This window comes from Humibacter ginsengiterrae (assembly GCF_054780115.1).
This window is the reverse complement of sequence record NZ_BAAGWY010000002.1, coordinates 363,392-385,801: the sequence shown is the minus strand read 5'-3', so window position 1 is coordinate 385,801 and position 22,410 is coordinate 363,392. Positions and strand designations below refer to the sequence as shown.

Annotated in this window: 22 protein-coding genes; 9 read left to right on the top strand and 13 right to left on the bottom strand. The window is 68.3% G+C overall.

The features are described from left to right. Positions 1–39: 39 nt before the first annotated feature. The 3 genes from ACYVII_RS04280 to ACYVII_RS04270 all read right to left on the bottom strand — a co-directional run bounded on the left by ACYVII_RS04280 (position 40) and on the right by ACYVII_RS04270 (position 2,529). The gene (locus ACYVII_RS04280; RefSeq protein WP_460531489.1) at positions 40–276 is read right to left on the bottom strand and encodes a YlxR family protein; all 237 of its coding nucleotides are present in this window, start codon (positions 274–276) and stop codon (positions 40–42) included. Between the two features lie 308 nt (positions 277–584). Beyond that, positions 585–1,589 (bottom strand): transcription termination/antitermination protein NusA, encoded by a 1,005-nt coding sequence (gene nusA / locus ACYVII_RS04275; protein ID WP_460531486.1) that lies wholly within the window; start codon positions 1,587–1,589, stop codon positions 585–587. A gap of 211 nt (positions 1,590–1,800) precedes the next feature. After that, positions 1,801–2,529, bottom strand: coding sequence for a hypothetical protein (locus ACYVII_RS04270; protein WP_460531483.1), 729 nt, complete (start codon positions 2,527–2,529; stop codon positions 1,801–1,803). Positions 2,530–2,677: 148 nt separating this feature from the next. Between ACYVII_RS04270 and ACYVII_RS04265 the strand changes: the two genes are divergently transcribed. Further along, complete coding sequence (locus ACYVII_RS04265) at positions 2,678–4,603, top strand: sensor histidine kinase (protein WP_460531480.1); 1,926 nt, start codon at positions 2,678–2,680, stop codon at positions 4,601–4,603. Continuing rightward, positions 4,591–5,232 (top strand): response regulator transcription factor, encoded by a 642-nt coding sequence (locus ACYVII_RS04260; protein ID WP_460531477.1) that lies wholly within the window; start codon positions 4,591–4,593, stop codon positions 5,230–5,232. The genes ACYVII_RS04265 and ACYVII_RS04260 overlap by 13 nt, the downstream gene beginning before the upstream one ends. Before the next feature lie 13 nt (positions 5,233–5,245). Here ACYVII_RS04260 and ACYVII_RS04255 read toward each other — a convergent pair whose 3' ends face one another. Together ACYVII_RS04255 and ACYVII_RS04250 are read right to left on the bottom strand one after the other, a co-directional pair. Beyond that, positions 5,246–6,280, bottom strand: a complete 1,035-nt coding sequence (locus ACYVII_RS04255) for an LOG family protein (protein WP_460531474.1) — start codon at positions 6,278–6,280, stop codon at positions 5,246–5,248. A gap of 4 nt (positions 6,281–6,284) precedes the next feature. Continuing rightward, positions 6,285–8,060: a proline--tRNA ligase gene (locus ACYVII_RS04250; RefSeq protein ID WP_460531471.1), complete on the bottom strand. Its 1,776-nt coding sequence runs from the start codon at positions 8,058–8,060 to the stop codon at positions 6,285–6,287. A 23-nt stretch (positions 8,061–8,083) separates the two neighbouring features. On the opposite strand from ACYVII_RS04250, the gene ACYVII_RS04245 reads away from it, so the two are divergent. From ACYVII_RS04245 to ACYVII_RS04230, 4 genes are all read left to right on the top strand, one after another. Beyond that, a complete protein-coding gene (locus ACYVII_RS04245) occupies positions 8,084–9,571 on the top strand; it encodes a ribonuclease catalytic domain-containing protein (protein ID WP_460531468.1) in 1,488 nt (495 codons plus the stop codon). After that, complete coding sequence (pcp, locus tag ACYVII_RS04240) at positions 9,568–10,209, top strand: pyroglutamyl-peptidase I (protein WP_460531466.1); 642 nt, start codon at positions 9,568–9,570, stop codon at positions 10,207–10,209. Before ACYVII_RS04245 ends, pcp begins: the two co-directional genes overlap by 4 nt. A 168-nt stretch (positions 10,210–10,377) precedes the next feature. After that, positions 10,378–10,584: a hypothetical protein gene (locus ACYVII_RS04235; RefSeq protein ID WP_460531463.1), complete on the top strand. Its 207-nt coding sequence runs from the start codon at positions 10,378–10,380 to the stop codon at positions 10,582–10,584. A gap of 14 nt (positions 10,585–10,598) precedes the next feature. Beyond that, the gene (locus tag ACYVII_RS04230) at positions 10,599–10,949 is read left to right on the top strand and encodes a type II toxin-antitoxin system death-on-curing family toxin (protein WP_460531460.1); all 351 of its coding nucleotides are present in this window, start codon (positions 10,599–10,601) and stop codon (positions 10,947–10,949) included. Between the two features lie 8 nt (positions 10,950–10,957). Here ACYVII_RS04230 and ispG read toward each other — a convergent pair whose 3' ends face one another. The 5 genes from ispG to ACYVII_RS04205 all read right to left on the bottom strand — a co-directional run bounded on the left by ispG (position 10,958) and on the right by ACYVII_RS04205 (position 16,392). Next, a complete protein-coding gene (ispG, locus tag ACYVII_RS04225) occupies positions 10,958–12,091 on the bottom strand; it encodes a flavodoxin/ferredoxin-dependent (E)-4-hydroxy-3-methylbut-2-enyl-diphosphate synthase (RefSeq protein WP_460531865.1) in 1,134 nt (377 codons plus the stop codon). A 72-nt stretch (positions 12,092–12,163) separates the two neighbouring features. Further along, complete coding sequence (locus ACYVII_RS04220; RefSeq protein WP_460531457.1) at positions 12,164–13,228, bottom strand: alpha/beta hydrolase; 1,065 nt, start codon at positions 13,226–13,228, stop codon at positions 12,164–12,166. Further along, a complete protein-coding gene (locus ACYVII_RS04215) occupies positions 13,225–14,175 on the bottom strand; it encodes an alpha/beta fold hydrolase (protein WP_460531454.1) in 951 nt (316 codons plus the stop codon). Before ACYVII_RS04215 ends, ACYVII_RS04220 begins: the two co-directional genes overlap by 4 nt. Then, entirely contained in the window at positions 14,172–14,918 is a 747-nt protein-coding gene (locus tag ACYVII_RS04210; protein ID WP_460531451.1) for a 3-hydroxybutyrate dehydrogenase, read from the bottom strand. The genes ACYVII_RS04215 and ACYVII_RS04210 overlap by 4 nt, the downstream gene beginning before the upstream one ends. Positions 14,919–15,006: 88 nt before the next feature. After that, on the bottom strand, positions 15,007–16,392 hold the full coding sequence (locus ACYVII_RS04205; RefSeq protein WP_460531448.1) for a M50 family metallopeptidase: 1,386 nt from the start codon (positions 16,390–16,392) through the stop codon (positions 15,007–15,009). A 213-nt stretch (positions 16,393–16,605) separates the two neighbouring features. On the opposite strand from ACYVII_RS04205, the gene ACYVII_RS04200 reads away from it, so the two are divergent. Beyond that, a complete protein-coding gene (locus tag ACYVII_RS04200; RefSeq protein WP_460531445.1) occupies positions 16,606–17,511 on the top strand; it encodes a DsbA family protein in 906 nt (301 codons plus the stop codon). 33 nt (positions 17,512–17,544) lie between these two features. Here the strand turns inward: ACYVII_RS04200 and dxr are convergent, their stop codons facing one another. Together dxr and ACYVII_RS04190 are read right to left on the bottom strand one after the other, a co-directional pair. Beyond that, a complete protein-coding gene (gene dxr, locus ACYVII_RS04195; protein WP_460531442.1) occupies positions 17,545–18,633 on the bottom strand; it encodes a 1-deoxy-D-xylulose-5-phosphate reductoisomerase in 1,089 nt (362 codons plus the stop codon). Between the two features lie 46 nt (positions 18,634–18,679). Further along, a complete protein-coding gene (locus ACYVII_RS04190; RefSeq protein WP_460531439.1) occupies positions 18,680–19,675 on the bottom strand; it encodes an FKBP-type peptidyl-prolyl cis-trans isomerase in 996 nt (331 codons plus the stop codon). A 120-nt stretch (positions 19,676–19,795) separates the two neighbouring features. Between ACYVII_RS04190 and ACYVII_RS04185 the strand changes: the two genes are divergently transcribed. Continuing rightward, the gene (locus ACYVII_RS04185; RefSeq protein WP_460531436.1) at positions 19,796–21,148 is read left to right on the top strand and encodes a PLP-dependent aminotransferase family protein; all 1,353 of its coding nucleotides are present in this window, start codon (positions 19,796–19,798) and stop codon (positions 21,146–21,148) included. 31 nt (positions 21,149–21,179) lie between these two features. Here ACYVII_RS04185 and ACYVII_RS04180 read toward each other — a convergent pair whose 3' ends face one another. Beyond that, positions 21,180–21,554 (bottom strand): helix-turn-helix domain-containing protein, encoded by a 375-nt coding sequence (locus ACYVII_RS04180; RefSeq protein WP_460531434.1) that lies wholly within the window; start codon positions 21,552–21,554, stop codon positions 21,180–21,182. Positions 21,555–21,720: 166 nt separating this feature from the next. Here ACYVII_RS04180 and ACYVII_RS04175 point away from each other — a divergent pair, with 166 nt between their 5' ends. Continuing rightward, entirely contained in the window at positions 21,721–22,311 is a 591-nt protein-coding gene (locus tag ACYVII_RS04175; RefSeq protein WP_460531432.1) for a ClpP family protease, read from the top strand. Positions 22,312–22,410 lie beyond the last annotated feature (99 nt).

The window sequence follows — 22,410 nt, the reverse complement described above, 5'->3', positions numbered from 1 at the left end:
GTGGACGGGTCTCATTTCGAGCCGCTCATTAGTTGTCCATTAGCCGTTCAGCCTGTTCTCTAGTGGCCGGGTGTCCAGAGGTCCTTCGACCCGGAGCGCACGCCCGAAGGCCCGTCGCCGGATCGCTTTGTCGAGACACTCGGAAGTCGGATGCAGCCACGCGCCCCTGCCGGGCATCCGGGCGGACTCATCCACCACAAGCTGCGAATTCCGGGCGACAACCCTCAGAAGAGAGGATCGGGAAGCGCGAGAACGGCATCCGACGCACGTTCTCACAGCCACCAGTCTACCCCAAGGACAGCCGAGAGCCGTGCGAGCTTGCTCGCATGGCCGAGGCCGACGCAGGGGTCGAGGCGCCGCTCGCAAGAACAGGCATGGTCGCGCTCTCTCACCGAAAACAGGCAGAATCTGCCTGTTTTCGTGTGATCTGCCTGTTTTGGGTGGGTGGCCCTTTCGCGAAGATCGCTATCCGGCCGTGTCCGGCTGGATAGCTGTGCCCTCCGGGCTGCCGCGTCAGCTTCTCGAGGCTGCCTAATAGGCGATGCCACTGGCATCGCCTTAGCTGCCGCCTTTCGCGAAGATCGCTATCCGGCCGTGTCCGGCTGGATATCGATCTTCGCGCCCGTCAGTTTCGCGGCGAGGCGGGCGTTCTGGCCCTCCTTGCCGATCGCGAGCGACAGCTGGTAGTCCGGGACGAGCGCGCGAACGGCCTTCAGCGACTCGTCCACGACGAAGGCCTTGGTCACCTTCGCCGGCGACAGTGCGCTGGCAACGAAGGTCGCCAGGTCTGGTGAGTAGTCCACGATGTCGATCTTCTCGTTGTTCAGCTCAGCCGTGACGGCACGCACCCGTTGTCCCAGTTCGCCGATGCACGCGCCCTTCGCGTTCACGCCGGGCTGGTTCGCGCGAACGGCGATCTTCGTGCGGTGACCCGCCTCGCGGGCGAGCGACACGATCTCGACGACGCCGTGCGCGATCTCTGGCACCTCGAGCGCGAACAGCTTGCGCACGAGCGCCGGGTGCGTGCGCGACACCGTGATCGACGGTCCCTTCGGCCCCTTCGACACGCTCGTCACGTACACGCGGATGCGCGAACCGTGCGAGTACTCCTCCCCCGGCACCTGCTCCTCGGGCGGCAGGATCGCCTCGACGGTGCCCAGGTCAACATGGATCATCCGCGGGTTCGGCCCCTGCTGGATGACGCCGGCGACCACGTCGCCCTCGCGACCCTTGAACTCGCCCAGCACCGCGTCATCCTGGATGTCGCGCAGTCGCTGGTTGATCACCTGCTTCGCAGCGAACGCCGCGATGCGGCCGAAGTCGCTCGGGCTGTCCTCGGACTCCCCGATCACGTTGCCCTCGTCGTCGAACTCGGGCACGTAGACCGTGACGTGGCCGGTCTTGCGGTCGAGGTGGACGCGGGCCGCCGGCGACTCCTCGCTGTGCCCCTGGCTGTGCCGGTGGGACGCTTGATCGGTGTGCTTCAGGTACGCCGTCAGGATCGCCTGCTCGATGATCTCCACGAGTTCGTCGAACGGGATCTCCCGTTCGCGCTCCATCAGGCGCAAGACGCTGAGGTCGATGTCCACCTTCGGCCTCCTTTATTCAGTTCGGGGATGTCTTCACTTGGCAACGTGTCGATGCTGCGGAAGGCGCGCGGCAGCGCGGCGATCACCACAAGATCAACGACTCAGCATACGGGAAAGCGCTGCGACCGGTACAGGATGCGTCGCCTCGCAGCACGCCGAAGGCGGTCCGTGTCGGAGGTCTCCCGCCACGGACCGCCCTTGGCGGAAGCCATCAGCCGCGCTGCGACCACTCGGCGTTCGGCATGCGCAGCGCCGCGACGGCGACGATGGCGAAGCCTATGACCTCCAGCGCACCGCCGGCCACAGCGAACCATTCACCGCCGCCGATGATGTTGATCACGTGCCCGACGGTCCAGCCCATGACGAGCAGACCGGCCCACCACTGCACACGGGCTCGCCGGCCGCCGAGCACGATGGCGAGCCCCAGCAGCAGAGTGCCGACGAGGTTGCCGACCACGAATAGGAAGAACACGGGCATTGCGGCCGGGTTCTCCTGCGCGGCGTCCAGTACACCGCCCGCTGCCGCTCGAGGCAGGTCGGACTGGGCAAGTGCGAGAGAGTCGAAGTTCGTCACGTTGAGGCCGAAGTATGCGATGTATCCGGCGACCATCAGCACGGCAGCCCAGAGTGCGAGCCTCGGCTTCGACGGCCGCAGCATGCGCAGGGCCGCAAGGACGCCGGGAACGGTGAGCAGGCATCCGATCAGCGCGAACGCCGTTGCGAAGACCATCGCCGACGCGTTCGAGGCGTAGAGCTCGAGTGACTGCTCGCCGGTTCCGCCGTCTCCGGCGTTGCCCGCGGATGCCACCGCATACGTCGCATTGCAGACCAGTTGGCAGGTGAAAGCGACGGGCAACGCCAGGGCGCCGGTCACTCGCCGGAACCCGACGGTGGGATCAACGCCGACGTTCGTCGCAGGGCGCGAGGACACCGCGGTCATGACTACCTCCTTTGATCATCAGATGCCTGTGCATCCGTTCGCCCACCACTCTCGACGGGCCGCGTTCGTCGCGGATCGGTGCAAGCACCGGAAGCAGGTGCGTGCTGGCACGGATGCCGATCGTCATCGGCCGCCCTATGGTTCTGTCATGGGGCAGGCAGCGGGCAGGCCCGCGGTGCAGCAGGCGCGGACGCGAGTGCCGTGGACCACGATCGCTGTGACGTTCCTGGTTGCGGCAACCCTCGTCGCGGTGGTGCTGCTCGCCGCCTACGCCGGCCCGTGGCTTGAGCCGCCCGACCGGGTGGCGGTGGTGATCGCCGTCGCCGCACTGCAGCTCACGCTCGCGGTCGTCGTCGCGAAGGCGGCGCCGGGCGACGTCACGGGCCCTCTGCTGGCCTCGCTCGGACTCATCTTGGTCGTCACGAACTGCGTGCGCACCGAAGAGGTCGGCATCTTCGAGGGCACCTGGATGCTGCTGTACCTGCCGCTTGCGCTGGTGCTGATCGTCGTGCCCGGCGGGCGCCCGGCGTCCGGCCTCTGGCGAGTCGTCACCGCCGTGCTCTGCGGCGTGGTCGGCACCTTCGTCGTGGGGAACGCCGTGCGCTCGACGGTTGCGCCGGAGTCGAACGAATTGACCGTTGTCGGGTTTGTGCTCCTGGCGCTGTTCTTCGTACTCGTCGTCGCGTGCGCATTCGCGCCGCTCGCCCGCTATCGTCGCGCCGGCGCGCTGGAGCGGATCCGCTTGCGGTGGGTGCTCGTCTCAGGCCTCTCGCTTCCGCTCACACTGCTGCTGTGCTGGGCGAGCTATCTCGCGTTCGGCACTCCCGATCTCGTCGGAATCGGCCTGCTCGTCATGTTTCTCGCCATACCGGCGGGGGCGGCGATCGCCCTGACCCGGCCCCAGCTCTTCGACGTGGACCGCGTCACCGTCTCGGCCGTCACCGCGCTCGTGCTGCTGGCCGTCGCGCTTACCGGGCTCAGCGTCGCCGGCGCGGCGGCAGGCACGGGCATGGACGAGTGGCCGGCTGTCACGGCCGCCGTGACAGCCGCGTCGACGGCGCTCGCCTGCGTTGTCGCCTTCCCCTTCGCGCGGCGCGGGTTCGACCGGCTGCTGTATCCGGAACGCGCACGCAGCGTTGCCCAGTTGCGGCGGCTATCCTGGCGCGTCGATGCCGGGCTGGAAGGGCCAGAGGGCGTCGAAGACGTGTTGCGGGCGAGTCTGCGCGACCCGGGTCTCGTCATCGCCTACCGGCGGCTCGCAGACCACACCCTCGTCCGGCTCGACGGGCAGCTGGTGGCGGCGGGCACGGCTTTCACGGCCGTGCGTTCCCGCGGTGAGGAGATCGGTGCGATCGTGCCGTCTGCCACGCGGGCCAAACGGCCGGCCGCGGAGATCGCCCGGGCGACGGCCCCGCTGCTCGATGCGGTGAGACTCAGGTCGGAGCTGACCATCGCGGCCGCCGAGGTGGAGGCATCCAGGGAGCGGATGCTCCGTGCGGGGTACGAGGAACGCCGCAGGCTCGAGCGAGACCTGCACGACGGCGCGCAGCAACGTCTCGTCGCGCTCGGGATGCAGCTGCGGGTGCTTCAGCGCGGCGCCGGCGCGGACGACCCGATCGCGGCAGCCCTCGACGAGGCGGTCGCGCAGCTCGGAACAGCCGTCGCGGAACTTCGGCAGCTCGCACACGGGGTGCGGCCGAGTGCGCTCGACGACGGGCTCGCCGCGGCCCTCGCCGAGCTGGAGCGGCTGTCGCCGAAGACGATCGAGCTCGACGTGCGGGCCGGGGAGCTGCCGGATGCCATCGCCACCACCGCGTACTTCGTGGTCAACGAGGCGGTCGCCAACGCGCTACGGCATGCCGAGGCATCCCGCATCCGAGTGCTCGTTCGGCACGAGTGCGACGAACTGCTGGTGCGTGTGTCGGACGACGGCTGCGGCGGAGCAGCACCGCGCACCACGGGCGGCCTGACCGGGCTCTCCGACCGGGTCGCTGCACTCGGCGGGCGACTCTCCCTGCGCTCGTCGGCTGAGACCGGCACGACCGTGGAGGCGAGCCTGCCGTGCGGATCGTGATCGGCGAGGACTCGACGCTGTTCCGCGAAGGCATGGCAGCACTGCTGGAGTCAGCAGGGCATGAGATCGTCGGGCGAGCCGCGACCGGGGCCGCCGCCGTCGCGCAGGTGCGTGCGCATCGACCCGATGTCGTCGTGCTCGACGTCCGCATGCCGCACGACGACGAGGGAATCGGGGCGGCGCTGGAGATCCGGGCGTGGGATCCGCCCACACCGGTGATGCTGCTCTCTCAGCACATCGAGACTCGGCGTACGGTCGAGCTGCTCACCTCGGGCGCCATCGGTTATCTGCTGAAGGACCGCGTGCTCGACGTCGACGAATTCCTCCTCTCGCTGGAGCGGGTCGCCGCAGGCGGTACTGCCCTAGACCCGGATGTCGTGACACGGCTGCTCGGGGCGGCGCGCGCCTCGTCCGTGCTCGACGCGCTGACTCCGCGCGAGCTCGACGTGCTGCGGCTCATGGCCGAGGGCTGGTCGAACGCGGCGATCGGCGCTCGCCTCTTCCTCTCAGAGCGCACCGTGGAGACGCACATCGGCTCCGTGTTCGCCAAGCTCTCACTCGACGGCTCCCCCGACGGCAACCGCCGTGTGCGCGCCATCCTCGCCTACCTCGAGACGCAAACGGCCTGACCCCGGGCGTGGGTCAGCTGAGCTCGTTCACGGCTCGGATCAAATGGAACAGGTCGCCGACGCGGCGCTGGTCCAGCCGCAACACGAGGCGGGGCAGGTCGAGGCGGTCGCGGTCGGCTCGCTCGGCCCGCAGGGGCGCGGTGCGAACAATGCCGCCATCGGGAGCGAGGTCGCCGAACCGTGCGTTGAGCGAGGCGAGCTGAGCATCCGTCGGTTCCGACTTGAGTCGCAGCACGAGCCTCCGGCCGACCCAGCGCAGGGAGTCGTAGTTGCGCCAGAATCCGGTGATCTCCCCCACGGCGGCATCCACCGAGTCGGTGACGAGCACGCGGTCGAAATCGTCCGGAGAGATGACTCCCGTCGGGATCAGCTGTTCGTCGACGAAGCGTTCGAGCGCGGTCCAGAATCCGCCGCCCGGGGCATCCAGCAGCACGATCGGCACCGGCTCGGCCTTGCCGGTCTGCTGCAGGGTGAGCAGCTCGAACATCTCGTCGAGCGTGCCGAAACCACCGGGCACGCAGATGAATCCGCGCGACTCCTTCACCAGCATGAGCTTGCGGGTGAAGAAGTACTTCATCGTGACGACGTTCGGCTCGTCCTGCACTGCCTCATCCGGATGCTCCTCGAACGGCAGCCGGATCGACACGCCAATGGAGCGCCCCGGTCCTGCGCCCTCGACGGCGGCCTGCATGATGCCGGGTCCAGCGCCCGTCACGGCCATCCATCCGCGCTCGGCGAGGGCAGCCGCGACCTCGGTGGTCTGGCGGTAGAGCGCGTCCTGCTGGCGGGTGCGTGCCGATCCGAAGATCGTCACCTTGGGCACGTCGACGTACGGCGCGAACAGGCGGAACGCGGCCCGCATCTCCTCCAGCGAGGCCGAGACGATCTTGAGGTCGAGACGACCCGGTTCGTCCATTCCAAGGCCCACACCGGTCGCCAGGATGCGCAGTATGAGGTCTTCATCCTCCTGGATGCCTGCGGCTGCGGCCGCCGCCCGAAGCTCGTCGGCGATGGCCGGCGGGAGAGCGTCGAGGGCGTTGTCCGGCATGGTCTCAGGAGGCGTTCCCGGCGAGCGCGGTCGCGACGTCGGCGACCTCGACCTTGGTGCGGTCCCCCGTTCGGCGGTTCCACATCTCGACGATGCCGTCGGCGGCGTCACGGCCCACGATGACGATGTGCGGCACACCGATCAGTTCCGCGTCGCCGAACTTCACTCCTGGCGACACCTTGGGGCGGTCGTCGTAGAGCACGTCCAGTCCGGATGCCTCGAGGGAGGCGACGACACCGTCGGCGACCTCGTACACGGCCTCGTCCTTGCCGGTCGCCACGACGTGCACGTCGAACGGCGCGACGGACTCGGGCCAGATCAGTCCCTTGTCGTCGTTGTTCTCCTCCGCGATGATCGCGAGGATGCGTGTGACGCCGATGCCGTACGACCCCATGGTCACGGTGACGAGCTTGCCGTTCTCGTCGAGCACCTTGAGACCGAGCGCTTCGGCGTACTTGCGGCCGAGCTGGAACACGTGCCCGATCTCCATGCCGCGTGCCAGCTCGACGAGACCCGAGCCGTCCGGCGCGGGGTCGCCCGGCAGCACCTCGGCCACCTCGATGCTGCCGTCCCAGCCGAAGTCACGGCCGGCGACGAGGCCCAGCACGTGCTTGCCGTCGATGTTCGCGCCCGTCACCCAGCCCGTGCCGTCGACGACGCGCGGGTCGACGAAGTAGCGGATGCCCGTGCGTGACTTCTCACCCAGCACCTGCCCCTCGGGAGACCACGGGCCGATATAGCCCTTCACGAGGCCCGGATGCTTGGCGAAGTCGGTCTCCGTCGCCGGCTCCACCTCGGCCGGAGCGAACGCCACTTCGGCGCGCTTCATGTCGACCTCGCGGTTGCCCGGCAAGCCCACGACGACGACCTCACGGGTCCCGTCGAGATGGTCGAGCGCGAGTACGACGTTCTTCAGCGTGTCGGCCGCCGTCCACGCGCGGCCGTCCGGCCGGGGGTGCTTCTCGTTCGCGATCGCGACGAGCGACTCGATCGTGGGTGTGTTCGGGGTGTCGACGACCTCCTGCGGCGTGAGCTTCTCATAGGAGCGGGTGGGCGGCGCGACCGTGGTGAACGCTTCGACGTTCGCCGCGTATCCGCCGGGTGACTGCACGAAGGTGTCCTCGCCCACAGGCGTGGGGTGCAGGAACTCCTCGCTTCGGGACCCGCCCATGGCACCGGCATCCGCTCGCACGATCACGTAGGAGAGGCCGAGCCGGGTGAAGATGCGCTCGTATGCGTCGCGCTGCGCCTCATAGGACGCCTCGAGCCCGGCATCCGTGTAGTCGAAGGAGTAGGCATCCTTCATCGTGAACTCGCGACCGCGCAGCAGGCCGGCGCGTGGACGCGCCTCGTCGCGGTACTTGTCCTGGATCTGATAGATCGTGAACGGCAGGTCTTTGTACGACGAGTAGAGGTCTTTCACGAGCAGCGTGAACGCCTCCTCGTGCGTCGGCGCGAGCAGGTAGTCGCCGCCCTTGCGGTCCTGCAGGCGGAACAGCAGGTCGCCGTACTCCTCCCAGCGCCCGGTTGCCTCGTATGCCTCACGCGGCATGAGCGCGGGGAAGTGCACCTCCTGTGCTCCCGCGGCCGTCATCTCCTCGCGGATGATCTGCTCGATCTTGGCCTTCACCCGCAGCCCCAGCGGCAGCCAGGCGAAGATGCCGGCGGCCTGACGCCGGATGTAGCCGGCGCGCACGAGCAGTTTGTGGCTCGCGACCTCGGCGTCGGCGGGGTCTTCGCGGAGCGTGCGGAGGAAGAAGTTCGACAGACGGGTGACCACGCCTCAAGTCTAGGGTTGGTCTCGTGCCCCTCCGCCGCGCCCGCCTGACCGCCTCTACCGCGCAGAGCGAGCTCGCGGAGGCGCTGGCTGCGCTGCGCGTGCAGCTGGATGTGCCGCAGGGCTTTCCTGCGGACGTCACGGCCGAGGCGGAGGCCGCGACGTCTGCGGCGCCCGACCTCGACCTGCGCGACATCCCGTTCGCCACGCTGGACCCGGCGGGCTCGAAGGATCTCGACCAGGCGTTCCATCTGGAGCGCCGGGGTTCCGGATGGCGAGTGCGGTATGCCATCGCCGACGTGCCGGGCTTCGTCGCGCCCGGCGGTGCCGTCGACGTTGAGGCGCGGAAGCGCGGGCAGACGATCTACGCCGCAGACGGGGCCGTGCCGTTGCATCCGCCCGTGATCGGCGAGCAGAAGGCATCGCTGCTTCCCGGACAGAACCGGCCGGCCTATGTCTGGACGTTCGACCTCGACGACGCAGGAGCGGAGGTCTCGCACCGAGTGGAGCGTGCCCTGGTGCGTTCGCGCGCGCAACTCGACTACGTCTCGACGCAGGCGGCTCTGGATGCGCACGACGCGGATTCGCCTGCTGCGCTGCTTCCCGAGGTGGGCAGGGCGCGCCTCGAGCAGGAACGTCTGCGTGGCGGCGCGAGCCTGAACCTTCCCGACGAGGAGATCGTGCGGGATGCTTCAGGCACGTATCGCGTGGAGCGGCGTCGTCCGCTGCCTCTTGAGGACTGGAATGCCCAGCTCTCGCTCCTGACGGGCATGGCCGCGGCGCACATCATGCTCGAGGCGGGCGTAGGCATCCTGCGCACGATGCCGGCAGCCGACGATGCCGCCGTCGCAGCGTTCCGGCTCCGGACCGTCGCGCTCGGGATGCCCTGGAACGCGAGCGCGCCGTACGGCGACTACCTGCGCGGGTTGGACCGCAACGACCCGCAGACCCTCGCGGTGCTGCAGGCAGCCGCATTCCTGTTCCGCGGCGCGGGCTACGTTGCGTTCGATGGGACTGCGCCCGCCGATCCCGTGCAAGCGGCTGTCGCTTCCCCCTACGCCCATGTCACGGCCCCGCTGCGCCGGCTCGTAGACCGTTGGGGTCTCGTCGTCTGCGAGTCCGCATTCTCGGGCCGGCCCGTTCCGGACTGGGTGCGGGAGAGCCTGCCATCGGTGCCCGGGCTCATGCAATCGTCGACGGAGCGGGCGTCCCGCCTGTCGTCGGGCTCGATCGACCGTGTCGAGGCCGCAACGCTGCGCGACCGGATCGGCGAGCGCTTCACCGCGTGGGTGCTCGAGGTACGCGACGGACGAGGGCGGTTGCAGTTGAACGACCCCATCGTGACGGCCTCGTGCCGGGTCTCCCACGCGGTGCGAGCAGGCACCACGATCGAGGTGCTGCTGCAGGGCGCCGACATCGCGACGGGCAGCGTGCAGCTGGTTCCCGTCGAGGAGGCGACACGAACGCCGCGGTCCGACGCGAAGCCGGCGACACACGAACGGGCGGCATCGTGAGGACGGTTCTCCTGACCGGTTTCGAGCCCTTCGGGTCGGATGCCGTGAACCCGTCCGGCGATGCGGTGCGGCTGGTCGCCTCGCGGCGGTGCATACCAGCCGAGGTGCGACTCGTTACCCAGGTGCTGCCGGTCACGTTCGCCGGCTCCGTTCGGCGGCTGCACGAGCTGATCGACGAGCACGACCCCGGCGTCGTCATCGCGACCGGCCTCGCGGGAGGCCGCTCTCGGATGTCGGTCGAACGCGTCGGCGTGAACCTGATCGATGCCCGCATCGCCGACAACGACGGCGAGCAGCCGATCGATGTGCGCTCGCTCCCCGGCGGCCCCGCAGCGGCGTTCGCGTCGCTGCCCGTGAAGGCGATCGTGCGGGATGTCGCCGCTGCTGGCATCCCCGTCGAGCTGTCGCTCACGGCCGGCTCATTCGTGTGCAACCACGTGCTCGTCCATGCCGCGGAGTGGGCGGAACGCTCGGGCCGCCGGGCGGGATTCATCCACGTACCATGGGCGACCGGGCAGTCGCCGCATGGGGAGCCGGAGCTGGCGCTGGACCAGCTCGCGCAGGCGTTCGAGATCGCGATCCGCACGACACTGCGATTCGATCAAGACATCTCCGCGATCGGCGGGACGCTGAGCTGAGCCACCCCGCCCTCCGAGGCTTTGCGCCCACATCCGACATGCCGCGGCAGTTGCTCACGGTGGGCGCCCGCGATCGATAACCGAGGTCAGCCTGCGGCTAGCGTCCCTGCCATGCGTTCCACTCCGGCAGGAAGGACCACCGTCGCACCACATTGGTACCATTCACTCGTGGCTATCAATGTGCGCCTTCCCGAGGAACTCGACAACAGACTCGGCAACCTCGCGGAACGACTTCACGTCTCGAAGAACTCGCTGCTCGTGCAGGGAGCCGAGTTGGTGGTCGCGCGCAGCGAGCGCGCTGTGCGGGTCGATGCTGCGCTCGACGAGATCCTTGAAGCCGATGCCGAGCTCCTCCGACGGCTTGAAGACGCATGATCACCTACGTCACGATGCGGGACGCCGAGCAGACGATCGAACGGTTGGGCTTCCACGTCCGTGACGCGGGACTGCTCGCTTCAGCTTTGGCGAGACCAGCCACTGCCTTCGGCGGCGAGGAGGTCTACGCAGATCTCCCAGCGAAAGCGGCGGTCATCCTTGAGTCTCTCGCCCGGAACCAGGCATTGTTCGACGGGAACAAGCGGCTGAGCTGGATTCTCACGCAGCTCTTCCTGCGGCTGAACGGCATGCGCCACACCTTCACCGTGGATGAAGCGTTCGATCTCGTCCTCGATGTTGCCCAAGGGAAGATCCCGATCGACGAGGTTGCGCGGAGCATCGGCGAACATCTCGCACCGTGCTGACCCGCGGCTCAGTGCCCGACCGTGACCGACGGCTCGCCCACCGGGGCCGCGGCGCCCATCTCCTCGGCGATGCGGTTCGCTTCCGCGATGAGCGTCTCGACGATCTCGGCCTCAGGCACGGTCTTGATGACCTCGCCCTTGACGAAGATCTGGCCCTTTCCGTTGCCTGAGGCGACGCCGAGGTCTGCCTCGCGCGCCTCTCCGGGTCCGTTCACGACGCATCCCATCACGGCGACGCGCAACGGAACGCTCATGCCCTGCAGGCCCTCGGTGACGTTGTCGGCGAGCGTGTAGACATCCACCTGCGCGCGTCCGCATGAGGGGCAGGAGACGATCTCGAGCTTGCGCTCGCGCAGGTTCAGCGACTGCAGGATCTGCAGGCCGACCTTCACCTCCTCGACCGGCGGCGCGGAGAGCGACACCCGGATCGTGTCGCCGATGCCTTCGGCGAGCAGGATGCCGAACGCCGTCGCCGACTTGATGGTGCCCTGGAACGCGGGCCCGGCCTCCGTGACGCCGAGGTGCAGCGGCCAGTCTCCGCGCTCAGCGAGCAGGCGGTACGCCTTCACCATGACGATCGGATCGTTGTGCTTGACCGAGATCTTGAAGTCGTGGAAGTCGTGCTCCTCGAACAGGCTCGCCTCCCACACCGCGGACTCGACGAGCGCCTCCGCGGTGGGCTTGCCGTACTTCTGCAGGATGCTGGGCTCGAGCGATCCCGCGTTCACGCCGATGCGCAGGGAGACGCCCGCCTCCTTGGCGCGGCGGGCGATCTCGCCGACCTGGTCGTCGAACTTGCGGATGTTGCCGGGGTTCACCCGCACGGCTGCGCATCCAGCGTCGATCGCGGCGTACACGTAGTTCGGCTGGAAGTGGATGTCGGCGATCACCGGGATCTGCGACTTCTTCGCGATGATCGGGAGTGCCTCCGCATCGTCACGGCTTGGCACGGCGACGCGCACGATGTCGCATCCGGATGCCGTCAGCTCCGCGATCTGCTGCAGGGTCGCGTTGATGTTCGTGGTCGGCGTGGTCGTCATCGACTGCACGCTGATCGGTGCGTCTCCGCCGACGAGCACCTTTCCCACCCGGATCTGCCGCGATTTGCGGCGCGGGTGGAGCACTTCGGGGACCTTCGGCATACCGAGATTCACTGCTGGCACGGGCCTCAGTCTAGGTCGCGAGGCGCACGGCAACCTGGTTGTTCCCTTTCGTCACACCACCCGGTCTGCACCTGCCACGAGCTCGACGATGGCATCCGTCACGAGCTCCGGATACTCGATGTGGGCGGAGTGACCGCACTTCGGCTGGGCGATCTCCTGGTAGCTGCCACCGGCATCCGCGTACCGCTCCAGCACCGCGCGGGTCTGGGAGACCATCGGCTGTGGCGGAGCGACCTTCTCGCCGGGCCACCCGGGCAGAACACCGGCCTTGCCCAGGGTGTTGAGGTCGAAGAACGTCTCGTCACCCACGATCGCGTCGTCGAGGCCGTGGATCCACAGCACCGGCGGCTTCACGGGCAGGTCGACGATGGCCGACACGTCGAAGTACATCGGCGCCATCGTGTTCAGCACGCCGCGGGTGCCAGGCGCCATGCCCGGCCAGTTCGGCGACGCGACCGAATCGCCCGGGTAGTTGTCCTCGCCGACGGCGGTGGTGAGCATCGAGGCCACCCAGAGGTCTTCGAGATCGGTGCGGTGGCCCGAAGCGACATACGAGGAGCGGAAGACCGAGCGCGGCGAGGTCGCCTCGTCGGCCGACGTGTCGCCATCCTTGAGCCGTGCCACGAAGTCCGGGTTCGCGGCACCGGCGCCGACTCCGGCGTCATCGTCCGTGAGCCGCGAACCGTCGGCGGCCGTGCCACCGAATCCGTATGGCGAGACGGGCGAGATCAGGGTGACGGATGCCACCTCATCCGGCCGGTCGAGCAGCTGCTGCAGCACGACGCCGCCGCCCATGCTCCATCCCACGAGGTGAACCCTGCCGAGGTCGAGTTCGTCGATCACGGACCACACGTCGTCCGAGTAGTCGCGCACGCCGCGCGTCGCATCAACGGGAAGCGTCTCGCTGGCACCGAAGCCGCGCAGATCGACCGCGATCGGCCTGATCGATTCGGGCAGCAGCTGCATGACCGGCTGGAAGAACAACGACGACGAGCAGTTGCCGTGTACGAACACGACGGCGTCGCGGCTCCCTGCGTCTTCGCGTTCGAGCACGTTCGCGAGCAGCCTGTCCGTGCCGACGGTGCGCGAAGTGATCCCTTTCAAGAGCGTCTTCATCGAGCGTCCCCCTCGTCGAGAGCGTACTGCGCGCGGACGGATGCCAGGGCTCGGCGCACGATCGGCGCCACGCGATCGGCACCGGCATCCGTCATCACGATCGTGTAATGGTTCACGTCTTCGACGTCGTGGACGCGGATGCCCGGTGCGATCTCCAGCGCCGCCGACAGTACGGCATCCGGATACAGGCCAGGCGATTCGTTCACCAGCCCGCGCGGCGCACGGAGGAAGTCGATCGGCACGCGCACGGACGCCAGCGCCTCCCGGTAGCCATCGTCTCCGCTCATCTGCATCACGTTCGTCGCGATGGCCTCGAAGCGGCTGGACGGCCGGAAGCCCCCGTCGACCTCGTCGAGGTCGTAGTCGAGGTAATCCGCGACGACGTCGCTCCAACGCCCGGTGAACGCCGGGTGTGAGCGCCAGAACGCGGCGTACGACTCGCGACTCGGATAGATCTTCTTCAGGCGCTCCCCAGCCGGGCCGAGGAGGAGCGCAGGAACGTCTTCCGGCGATGCATCCTGCGGCGCCCGGAACGGCAGGGGAAGCCCGCCATCGACCAGCACGAGGCCGGCGACGCGGGAGGGATGCTGGTCGGCCATGCGCACACCGACGAAGCCACCCATCGAGTGCGCCAGCACGAGTGCCCGGTCGACGTCGAAGCGATCGAGCAGGCGCGCCATGTCGTCGGCGTGGTCGCGCATCCCCCACGGCCCCGTAAGAGCGTTGCTACGTGCCCGTCCGCGCAGGTCGGGGGCGATCACACGGGTGTCTTCGAGGCGATCGGCGATGAGCGGCCACTCGAGGTGCGAAGCGGTGATGCCGTGGATGGCGAGAACGGGCAGACCGCCGGCATCCGGTCGCCACACTCCGCCGGCGAGCCGGCCGCTGCTCGGCTGAGCGCGGAAGGCGGTGTACTCGGTGACCGCGTGCCGCGAGGGACCGTTCATCGAGCGCTCCACCCGCCGTCCATCGTGTAGCTGGCGCCGGTCACCATGCCGGCGTCATCGCCGGCCAGCCAGAGGGCGAGCGAGGCGACCTCGTCGGGCTCGACGAGCCGCTTGATGGCGCTTTCGGTGAGCATGATCTGCGAAACGACCTGGGACTCGTCGATGCCGTGCACCCTCGCCTGGTCGGCGATCTGCTTCTGCACGAGCGGCGTGTTCACGTACGCGGGGTTGATGCAGTTGCTCGTAACGCCGTGCGGCCCACCCTCGAGCGCTGTCACCTTCGAGAGGCCCTCGAGGCCGTGCTTGGCGGCGACGTAGGCGGACTTGTAGGCGGATGCGCGCAGACCGTGCACGCTGGAAAGGTTGATGACGCGGCCCCAGCCGCGCTCGTACATGCCGGGCAGCACGGCCCTGATCAGCAGGAACGGCGCCTCGAGCATGAGCCGGATGATCAGCTGGAACCGCGCCGGCTCGAACTCCTCGATAGGCCGCACGTGCTGAATGCCCGCGTTGTTGATCAGGATGTCTGCATCCAGCGGCACCTGCGCGAGGGCATCCAGATCGGAGAGGTCGACCTGCCACGCTGTGCCGCCGATCTCGTCGGCGACCTGCTGTGCCGCATCGCCATCGAGATCCGCGATCGTCACCTTCGCGCCCGCCGAGGCGAACGCCAGAGCGCACGCACGTCCGATGCCGCTCGCTGCACCGGTGATGAGGGCCGTGCGCCCCGAGAGATCCGTCATCGTCCGCCCTTCCGGCGCCCGTCGGCACCTCAGGGGCATCGTCACCCCAGGGTCGCACCGTGTCAACGACGAAGCACCGTGCGAGGCGTCAGCCGGGCAGCGTGACCGGCTTGACGATGTCGGCATAGGCGAGCAGCAAGCTCATGGCGCCGAGCACGACGATGACCGCGTAGGTGAGCGGCATGAGCCTTGCCATGTCGACCGGCTTGGGCGAGCTCGAACGCCTCGTGGCCTTGAACCAGCCGCGCTTGATCCACTCCCACACAGCGCCGGCGACGTGGCCGCCGTCCAGCGGCAGCAGCGGGATCATGTTGAACACGAACAGCGCGAGGTTGAGCGAGGCGAGCAGGCTCAGCATGAACTGGATCTTCGACACGAACGCGTACGAGCTGTCCGCGATCTCGCCGGCCATGCGCCCCACGCCGATGATGCCCACCGGGCTGGATGCCGAACGCTCGCCGGAACCGAACGCCGCGTTCCAGATGCCCACCATGCGCTGCGGAAGATTCACGAACACGCCGGTCACCTGGCCCAGCTGCTGGCCGGTCGCGGAGAGCGCCGTGCCGAGCGACTGCGGCTGGAAGACGTTCGTCGGCACGATGCCGACCATCCCGACATCCTTCGTGACGGTGCGGCCCGTCTTCTGGTCCGTGACCTCGTCCTGCGTCTTCTTCGGTGTGACCTGCAACGTCACGTCCTTGCCGTCACGCTCCACGACGACGGGCAGCGTGCGTCCCGCTGATCCCTGGATTTTCGATGACAGCTGGTTCCAGTCGGTGATCGTCGTGCCTCCGACCGAGATGATCCGGTCACCGGGCTTGAGTCCGGCGGCGGCCGCCGGCGACGCGGGATCGGATGCCGAGCACGTCGTGGACGTCGAGGACGCCGGTTTCAGGCACTCCGACACCGTCTGGAGCGTTGTGCTCGGACCGGGCACGCCGATGCCGCACAGCATGATCACGATGAGCACGCAGGCGATCACGAGGTTCATGAACGGTCCGGCCAGCATCACGATGATGCGCTTGAACGGGTGCAGCAGGTAGAAGGCGCGGTGCTCCTCCCCCTGCGGGATGGTCTCCGCGCTCGCCTGCCTGGCTTCCTCGGCCATCGTGCCGAGCACGCTCCGGCGTTGCCCAGCCCGCTCTTCGGCCGGCGCCCCGATGGCGCCGTCGGTGAGCACGAGGGAGTTGTAGAAGCCGGTTGAGGCATCCCGTGCCGCTTCTCCCGGGTGCCGGGGCGGGAACATCCCGATCATCGCGATGTAGCCGCCGAGCGGAAGCGCCTTGACGCCGTACTCGGTCTCGCCCCCGCGGAACGAGAACAGCGTCTTGCCGAAGCCGATCATGTACTGCGTCACCTTGACGCCGAACGCCTTGGCCGCCGTGAGGTGCCCGAGTTCGTGCAGCGCGATCGAGACGGCGAGACCGACCACGAAGATCAGCACGCCGACGAGGAAGGGCAGCACGGAGGACATGTACGAAATGGTAGTCACGCGGTCCTGGGCGGCGACCGCGAGGAAGACCGTCCGGGCGCTCCCATGCCGGCTTCGCCGCGACCTCCCGGCCACTCCTCACGAAACGCATAGCCGCGCCACGCTAGGGTGAGATGCCGACCGCCTGCCGCGCTCTATCTGCGTGTTGCGGAGCTGTCGAGGCGTTTCTTGATCCCCTGACGAAGAGGACGGCAGATGGCTACTGGCCGCGGTGCGAACGGTCCGAGCAAGAAGGACCGCCGGGAGGCTGCGCGGGAACACGCACGACTGATGCGCGAGGAGGCCGCGAAGAAGGCGCGGCGCCGCCGGTGGTGGATCCAGGGTTCCGTCGCCGTCGTCATCGTGGCGGTTCTGGCCGTTGTCGCGCTCGTGATCGTGAACTCGATTCCGCAGGGGCAGACATCCGCGGGTCCGAAGAACATGATCAGCGACGGCATCGTGCTCACCTCGTCGACGAAGGCGGTGCGCACGCCGGCGCTGCAGTCCGGTGAGAAGCCCACGCCGACGACGCAGTCCGACACGTCGAGCAAGGCGTACATCACGATCTACGAAGACCTGCAGTGCCCGTACTGCCAGGAGTTCGAGCAGACGAACATGACGCAGATCAAGCAGTGGCTCGACGCGGGGCTCGCGCAGCTGGAGATCCATCCGCTGAACTACCTCACTTCGCCGGCTAACGGAGGGTATGCGCTGCGGGCTGCGAACGCCGTCTCGTGCGTGGCGAACGACGAGCCCGACAAGTTCCTCGCCGTGAACTCCGCGCTGTACGCCAAGCAGCCGAAGGAAGGCACCGGTGGGCTGACGAACGCCAAGATCTTGTCGATCCTGAAGGGCGCGGGCGTGAGCTCCAGCGACATCACCAAGTGCGTGAACAACACGCGATTCACAAGCTGGCTGAACGCCGCCACGAAGCGGGCGACGACCCAGAAGCTGCCGAACTCGAATGTGACGACCTTCGGCGGCACTCCGACGGTGATCGTCAACGGCCAGCAGTACAAGGGCTCGCTCACGGATGCGAACACGTTCGCGTCGTTCGTGCAGTCGACCGTGACCTCGTCGTCGACCTCGACGCCCACGCCGACGCCTACCGCGACGAAGTAGGCCGACGGGTTCCGAGGGCTCTGACCCCGTCCGTCAGGGGGACTGCGCGGCGATGACGGCGTCGGCGCGCTCCCGCGCCCACCGCTCCGCCTCGGCGAGCGTCTGCAGGTCGAGGGTTTCCGGGGGCTCGTGCTGGTCCACGACGCGTTCGATCGTGTCGACGATGCCAAGAAAGCCGAGCCGTCCGGCGTGGAAAGCGGCGACCGCCTGCTCGTTGGCGGCGTTGAACACCGCGGGGAAGGTGCGCCCCGCGCGCCCGGCCCGTTTCGCGAGCGCGAGCGCGGGGAAGGCATCCTCGTCGACCGGCTCGAACGTCCACTGACCGGCCTTCGTGAAGTCGAGTGGCGTGCCGACGCCGGCGACCCGATGCGGCCAGTCGAGGCCGAGCGAGATGGGCAGTCGCATGTCCGGCGGCGACGCCTGGGCGATGGTCGACCCGTCGACGAACTCCACCATCGAGTGCACGATGGACTGCGGATGCACCACCACATCGATGCGGTCGTACGGCACGCCGAAAAGCAGGTGTGCCTCGATCACCTCCAGGCCCTTGTTCACGAGGGTCGCCGAGTTGGTCGTGACGACGACGCCCATGTCCCAGGTGGGGTGCGCGAGCGCCTGCTGCGGCGTGACATCCGCTAGTTCGGCCCGGCTGCGACCGCGGAACGGACCGCCGGATGCCGTGACCACCAGCCTGCGCACCTCGCCCCTGTCCCCCGCCCGCAACGCCTGCGCGATCGCGGAGTGCTCCGAGTCGACCGGCACGATCTGTCCCGGCCGTGCGCGGGAGGTGACGAGTTCGCCACCGACGATCAGCGACTCTTTGTTCGCCAGTGCGAGCGTCGCACCGCTCTCGAGAGCCGCGAGCGTTGGGCCGAGCCCGACCGAACCGGTGATGCCGTTCAGCACCACGTCGGCCTCGACGTCGCGCACGAGTCGCTCCGCATCGACCGCGCCGAGCGCGGTGTTGTCCACGCCGAACTCGTCTGCCTGCGCCGCCAGCGCGTCGCGGTTGCTGCCCGCAGCGAGCCCGACCACTTCGAACCGGTCGGGGTTGCGACGGATGACGTCGAGCGCCTGGGTTCCGATCGAGCCGGTGGACCCCAGAATCAGTACCCTGCGCATCCGCTCATCGTAACCGCGGCCGGCTCAACCGCCCCGGACCGCGACGTCAGCGTTGGGTCTGCAGGATGTCGATGACGAAGACCAGCGTGTCGGTTCCCTTGATGCCGGCCTGCGACTGTCCCGCCGAACCGTATCCGTCCGCCGGCGGAATGACGGCGACCACCTGGGAACCCACCTTCTGGCCGACGAGGGCCTTTGCGAAACCGGGGACGACCTGCGACGTCTGCAGCGTCGAAAGCCCCCGGCCCCAGCTCTGGTCGAAGATCTTGCCGGTGCGCCAGTTCACGCCCTGATACTGAACCGTAACGGAGTCACCCGACGCGACCGTCTCGCCTGCGCCCTTCTTGAGCACCTCGATCTTCGTCTCCGTCGGCGGCGTGAGGCTCTTCGGGATGGCGACGGTCGGCTTGCCGTCGGAGGCGAGCTTCACCGTGGGAAAGCCGGCCTGGGCGGGCTGCGGCGTTCCATTCGCCTTCGTCGGCACGGCGTTGAGGATGTCGACGACGAAGACGACGGTATCGGTGCTCTTCAAGCTGCCGACGGCGGAGGGATCCGCGCCGCCCCACGCGGACTTCGCGGTCGACGTGGTGACCAGGCGCGAACCGACCGGTGCGCACTCCACGGCCTGCGTGAGCCCGGGGATCATCGTCGAGTCGCCGACCGTGATCGGGATGGTCGCGCTGCCCGCATAGCCGTTGCTCGTCAGCTTGGCTCCGCTCGTGCCGTTGTACGCCTCGAGTGCGACGTCGACCGTTGTGCCGTTCTTCGCCTCGGCGCCGTCACCCTTGGTGACATAGCTGCGCTGCGTGTCTGTGGCCTTCAGCGGCGCCGCGAACGTCACCGTCGGCGCCGAGCCCTTGTCGCCGGTCACCTTGACCGCGTCCGAGACACTGCCGGACTTCGGCGCGCTGCATGCCTTCGAGGCGGAGCCTGCGGATGCCGACGGCGACGCCGTCTTTCCGGTAGATCCGGAACTCGCGCATCCGGCGAGGAGCAGGGCGGCCGCTGAGACGGCGAGAACGGCGGGAATCTTCAGGCGCACGACGAAGCTTTCTGAAAGAGAACGGGGGCACTTCAGTGTGCACCACAACGCCTCTGCCTGTGCTGGGAGGTCGGACTCCAGCGGCGTTCGGCGCGGCATTCGCCACCGTACGATGGTGGGATGCCTCGCGAATTCCCCGTGCCCCGCGAATATTCCGTGCCGCAGCGCCGTGCCGTCGTGACCCCGCTCCCCGGACCGCGTTCCGTGGAGCTGCAGAGCCGCCGCGAGGCATCCGTCTCGCGTGGTGCGGGCACGCTGGCGAACATCTACATGGACCACGCCTCCGGGGCGATCCTGGTGGATGTCGACGGCAACCGGCTCATCGACCTCGGCTGCGGCATCGGCGTGACGACGATCGGCCACGCGCATCCTGCCGTGGCCGCCGCAGCGTTCGAGCAGGCGAACAAGCTCACCCACACGCTCTTCACCGTGACCCCGTACGAGAACTACGTACGTGTCGCCGAGAAGCTCGCGCAGGTGACACCAGGGGACTTCGAGAAGCACTCGATCCTGGTGAACTCCGGCGCGGAGGCCGTGGAGAACGCGGTGAAGATCGCCCGGAAATACACCGGTCGCCGGGCGATCGTCTCGCTCGAGCACGCCTTCCACGGTCGCACGAACCTCACGATGGCCATGACGTACCGGCCGTGGCCGGAGCGCGTCGGCATGGGCCCGTTCCCGGGCGAGCTCTACAGCGCGCCAGGGAGCTATCCGTTCAAGGACGGGCTGAGCGGTGAGGAGGCCGCCGCCCGCACGATCGACTACATCGAGACCCACATCGGGCCGAGCGAGATCGCCGCGTTCTTCGCCGAGCCGATCCAGGGCGACGGCGGCATCGTGATCCCCGCCGACGGCTACCTGAACCGCATCGCCGAGTACTGCCGCGAGAACGGCATCGTGTTCGTGGCAGACGAGATCCAGGCCGGAATGGCACGCACAGGCGCCTGGTACTCGATCGAGCACTTCGGCGTGGTCCCCGACCTCGTCACGAGTGCCAAGGGCATCGCGGGCGGCTTCCCGCTCGCCGCCGTGACCGGCCGTGCCGAGATCATGGATGCCGTGCAGCCGGGCGGCATCGGCGGCACGTTCGGCGGCAACCCGGTCTCGACCGCCGCTGCGCTCGCCACGTTCGACGTGATCGAGAGCGAGAACCTCATCGCCGAGGCTCAGCGCGTGGAGCGTGCCCTGCTGGCGCGCATCGGCGACTGGGCCGAACGGTTCGGCGTGGTGGGCGAGGTGCGCGGCAAGGGCGCCATGTGGGGCGTCGAACTGGTGGTGCCGGGAACGCGACGTCCGAATCCGGAGGCGCTCACCGGCATCCTGCGTCACGCCACGAGCAACGGCGTGATCGTGCTGGACTCCGGCAGCTGGGACAGCGTGCTGCGCATCATGCCGTCGCTGGTGATCAGCGAGGAACTCATCGACGATGCGGCGAGCGTGATCGAGGTGGCGCTCGCGGCGCAGTCCGCTTGACAGTCGGCGCAGCGGCGCAGTCCGCTTGAGGTCAGGCGGCCTGCAGGCGCTCGCCCTTCGACCGCATCGTGTGCGGTGAGTCGGCCTGCGGCATGCGAACGGATGCCGGTGCCGCAGGCGACGAGCCGGCCTCGCGTCGGCGGGCGGTGAGGTCGAGCACCGGGGCGATGCGTCCGTCTGCCTGCACGAGTTCGACGTCGGTCTCGCGCATCAGCTGACGCAACGTGATGCCCAGCACGACGCACACGGTCTGGATGATCTCGCTGGAGGGCTCCTTGCGGCCGCGCTCGATCTCGGAGAGGTATGGCAGGGAGATGGCGGAAGCCTGAGACATCTGACGCAACGTCATCCCCCTGGCGAGTCGCAGTCGGCGGATCGCCGACCCGACGGCGTGCCTGAGCAGCATCGGTGTTCCTCTCTCTCGTGCGCTTTCTCAGGCTACGCGTGGAAAGCGTCGCGACAGCGTTACGCGGTTCTGCTCTGGGCGAAGTAGCCGCGGGCAGAATCCCGCTCCTGAAATCCGCGCAGCTGCCCACGATGGATCGCGTCAGACGATTCTTCAGGAGGAACCCATGCCCGACACCACGACCGCCGCTCCGCCTGCGCAGGTCTTCGACCGTCTGCTGGAGGACCGCATCGTGTTCCTCGGCGTGGAGGTGGACGACGCCATCGCGAACGAGATCTGCGGCAAGCTGCTGCTGCTGGCGGCGACCGACCCGCGGCGGGACATCCAGCTGTACATCAACTCCCCCGGCGGCTCCGTCACGGCGGGCTTCGCGATCTACGACGTGATGCGCTACGTCACCCCCGACATCGTCACCGTCGGCATCGGCTTCGCCGCGTCGATGGCGCAATTCCTGCTGAGCTCGGGCACGCCGGGCAAGCGCTTCGTTCTGCCGAACACGCGCGTCGTCATGCATCAGCCGCACGGCGGATTCGGCGGGACCGCCGCGGACATCAGCAGGCAAGCCGAGCAGATCGTCAAATTCAAGAACGAGATGGCGAGACTCACGGCGGAACAGACCGGGCATACCGTGGAGGAGATCCTGCGCGACGGCGACCGTGACGCCTGGTACACGGCCGAGGAGGCGGTCGACTACGGGTTCGTCGACGGCCTGATCTCGTCTCAGGAGGTGCTGGCGGGAATCAGCCGACGGGGCTAGGCGTCTGCCGGGCAGTACCGTCGCTCGCCCCGGAGCAGGCCGCGTTCGACGGTGTGCACCGTTACGCCGTCCACGCCGCAGTCCAGCACGAGCTTCGCA

What these genes read in the sequence shown, in the direction of transcription:
- ACYVII_RS04270 (WP_460531483.1), bottom strand. Translation starts at nt 2,529, where the DNA reads ATGACCGCGGTGTCCTCGCGCCCTGCGACGAACGTCGGCGTTGATCCC.
- ACYVII_RS04265 (WP_460531480.1), top strand. Translation starts at nt 2,678, where the DNA reads ATGGGGCAGGCAGCGGGCAGGCCCGCGGTGCAGCAGGCGCGGACGCGA.
- ACYVII_RS04255 (WP_460531474.1), bottom strand. Translation starts at nt 6,280, where the DNA reads ATGCCGGACAACGCCCTCGACGCTCTCCCGCCGGCCATCGCCGACGAG.
- ACYVII_RS04230 (WP_460531460.1), top strand. Translation starts at nt 10,599, where the DNA reads ATGCGGGACGCCGAGCAGACGATCGAACGGTTGGGCTTCCACGTCCGT.
- ispG (WP_460531865.1), bottom strand. Translation starts at nt 12,091, where the DNA reads ATGCCGAAGGTCCCCGAAGTGCTCCACCCGCGCCGCAAATCGCGGCAG.
- ACYVII_RS04220 (WP_460531457.1), bottom strand. Translation starts at nt 13,228, where the DNA reads ATGAAGACGCTCTTGAAAGGGATCACTTCGCGCACCGTCGGCACGGAC.
- ACYVII_RS04215 (WP_460531454.1), bottom strand. Translation starts at nt 14,175, where the DNA reads ATGAACGGTCCCTCGCGGCACGCGGTCACCGAGTACACCGCCTTCCGC.
- ACYVII_RS04210 (WP_460531451.1), bottom strand. Translation starts at nt 14,918, where the DNA reads ATGACGGATCTCTCGGGGCGCACGGCCCTCATCACCGGTGCAGCGAGC.
- ACYVII_RS04205 (WP_460531448.1), bottom strand. Translation starts at nt 16,392, where the DNA reads ATGTCCTCCGTGCTGCCCTTCCTCGTCGGCGTGCTGATCTTCGTGGTC.
- ACYVII_RS04200 (WP_460531445.1), top strand. Translation starts at nt 16,606, where the DNA reads ATGGCTACTGGCCGCGGTGCGAACGGTCCGAGCAAGAAGGACCGCCGG.
- dxr (WP_460531442.1), bottom strand. Translation starts at nt 18,633, where the DNA reads ATGCGCAGGGTACTGATTCTGGGGTCCACCGGCTCGATCGGAACCCAG.
- ACYVII_RS04185 (WP_460531436.1), top strand. Translation starts at nt 19,796, where the DNA reads ATGCCTCGCGAATTCCCCGTGCCCCGCGAATATTCCGTGCCGCAGCGC.
- ACYVII_RS04180 (WP_460531434.1), bottom strand. Translation starts at nt 21,554, where the DNA reads ATGCTGCTCAGGCACGCCGTCGGGTCGGCGATCCGCCGACTGCGACTC.
- ACYVII_RS04175 (WP_460531432.1), top strand. Translation starts at nt 21,721, where the DNA reads ATGCCCGACACCACGACCGCCGCTCCGCCTGCGCAGGTCTTCGACCGT.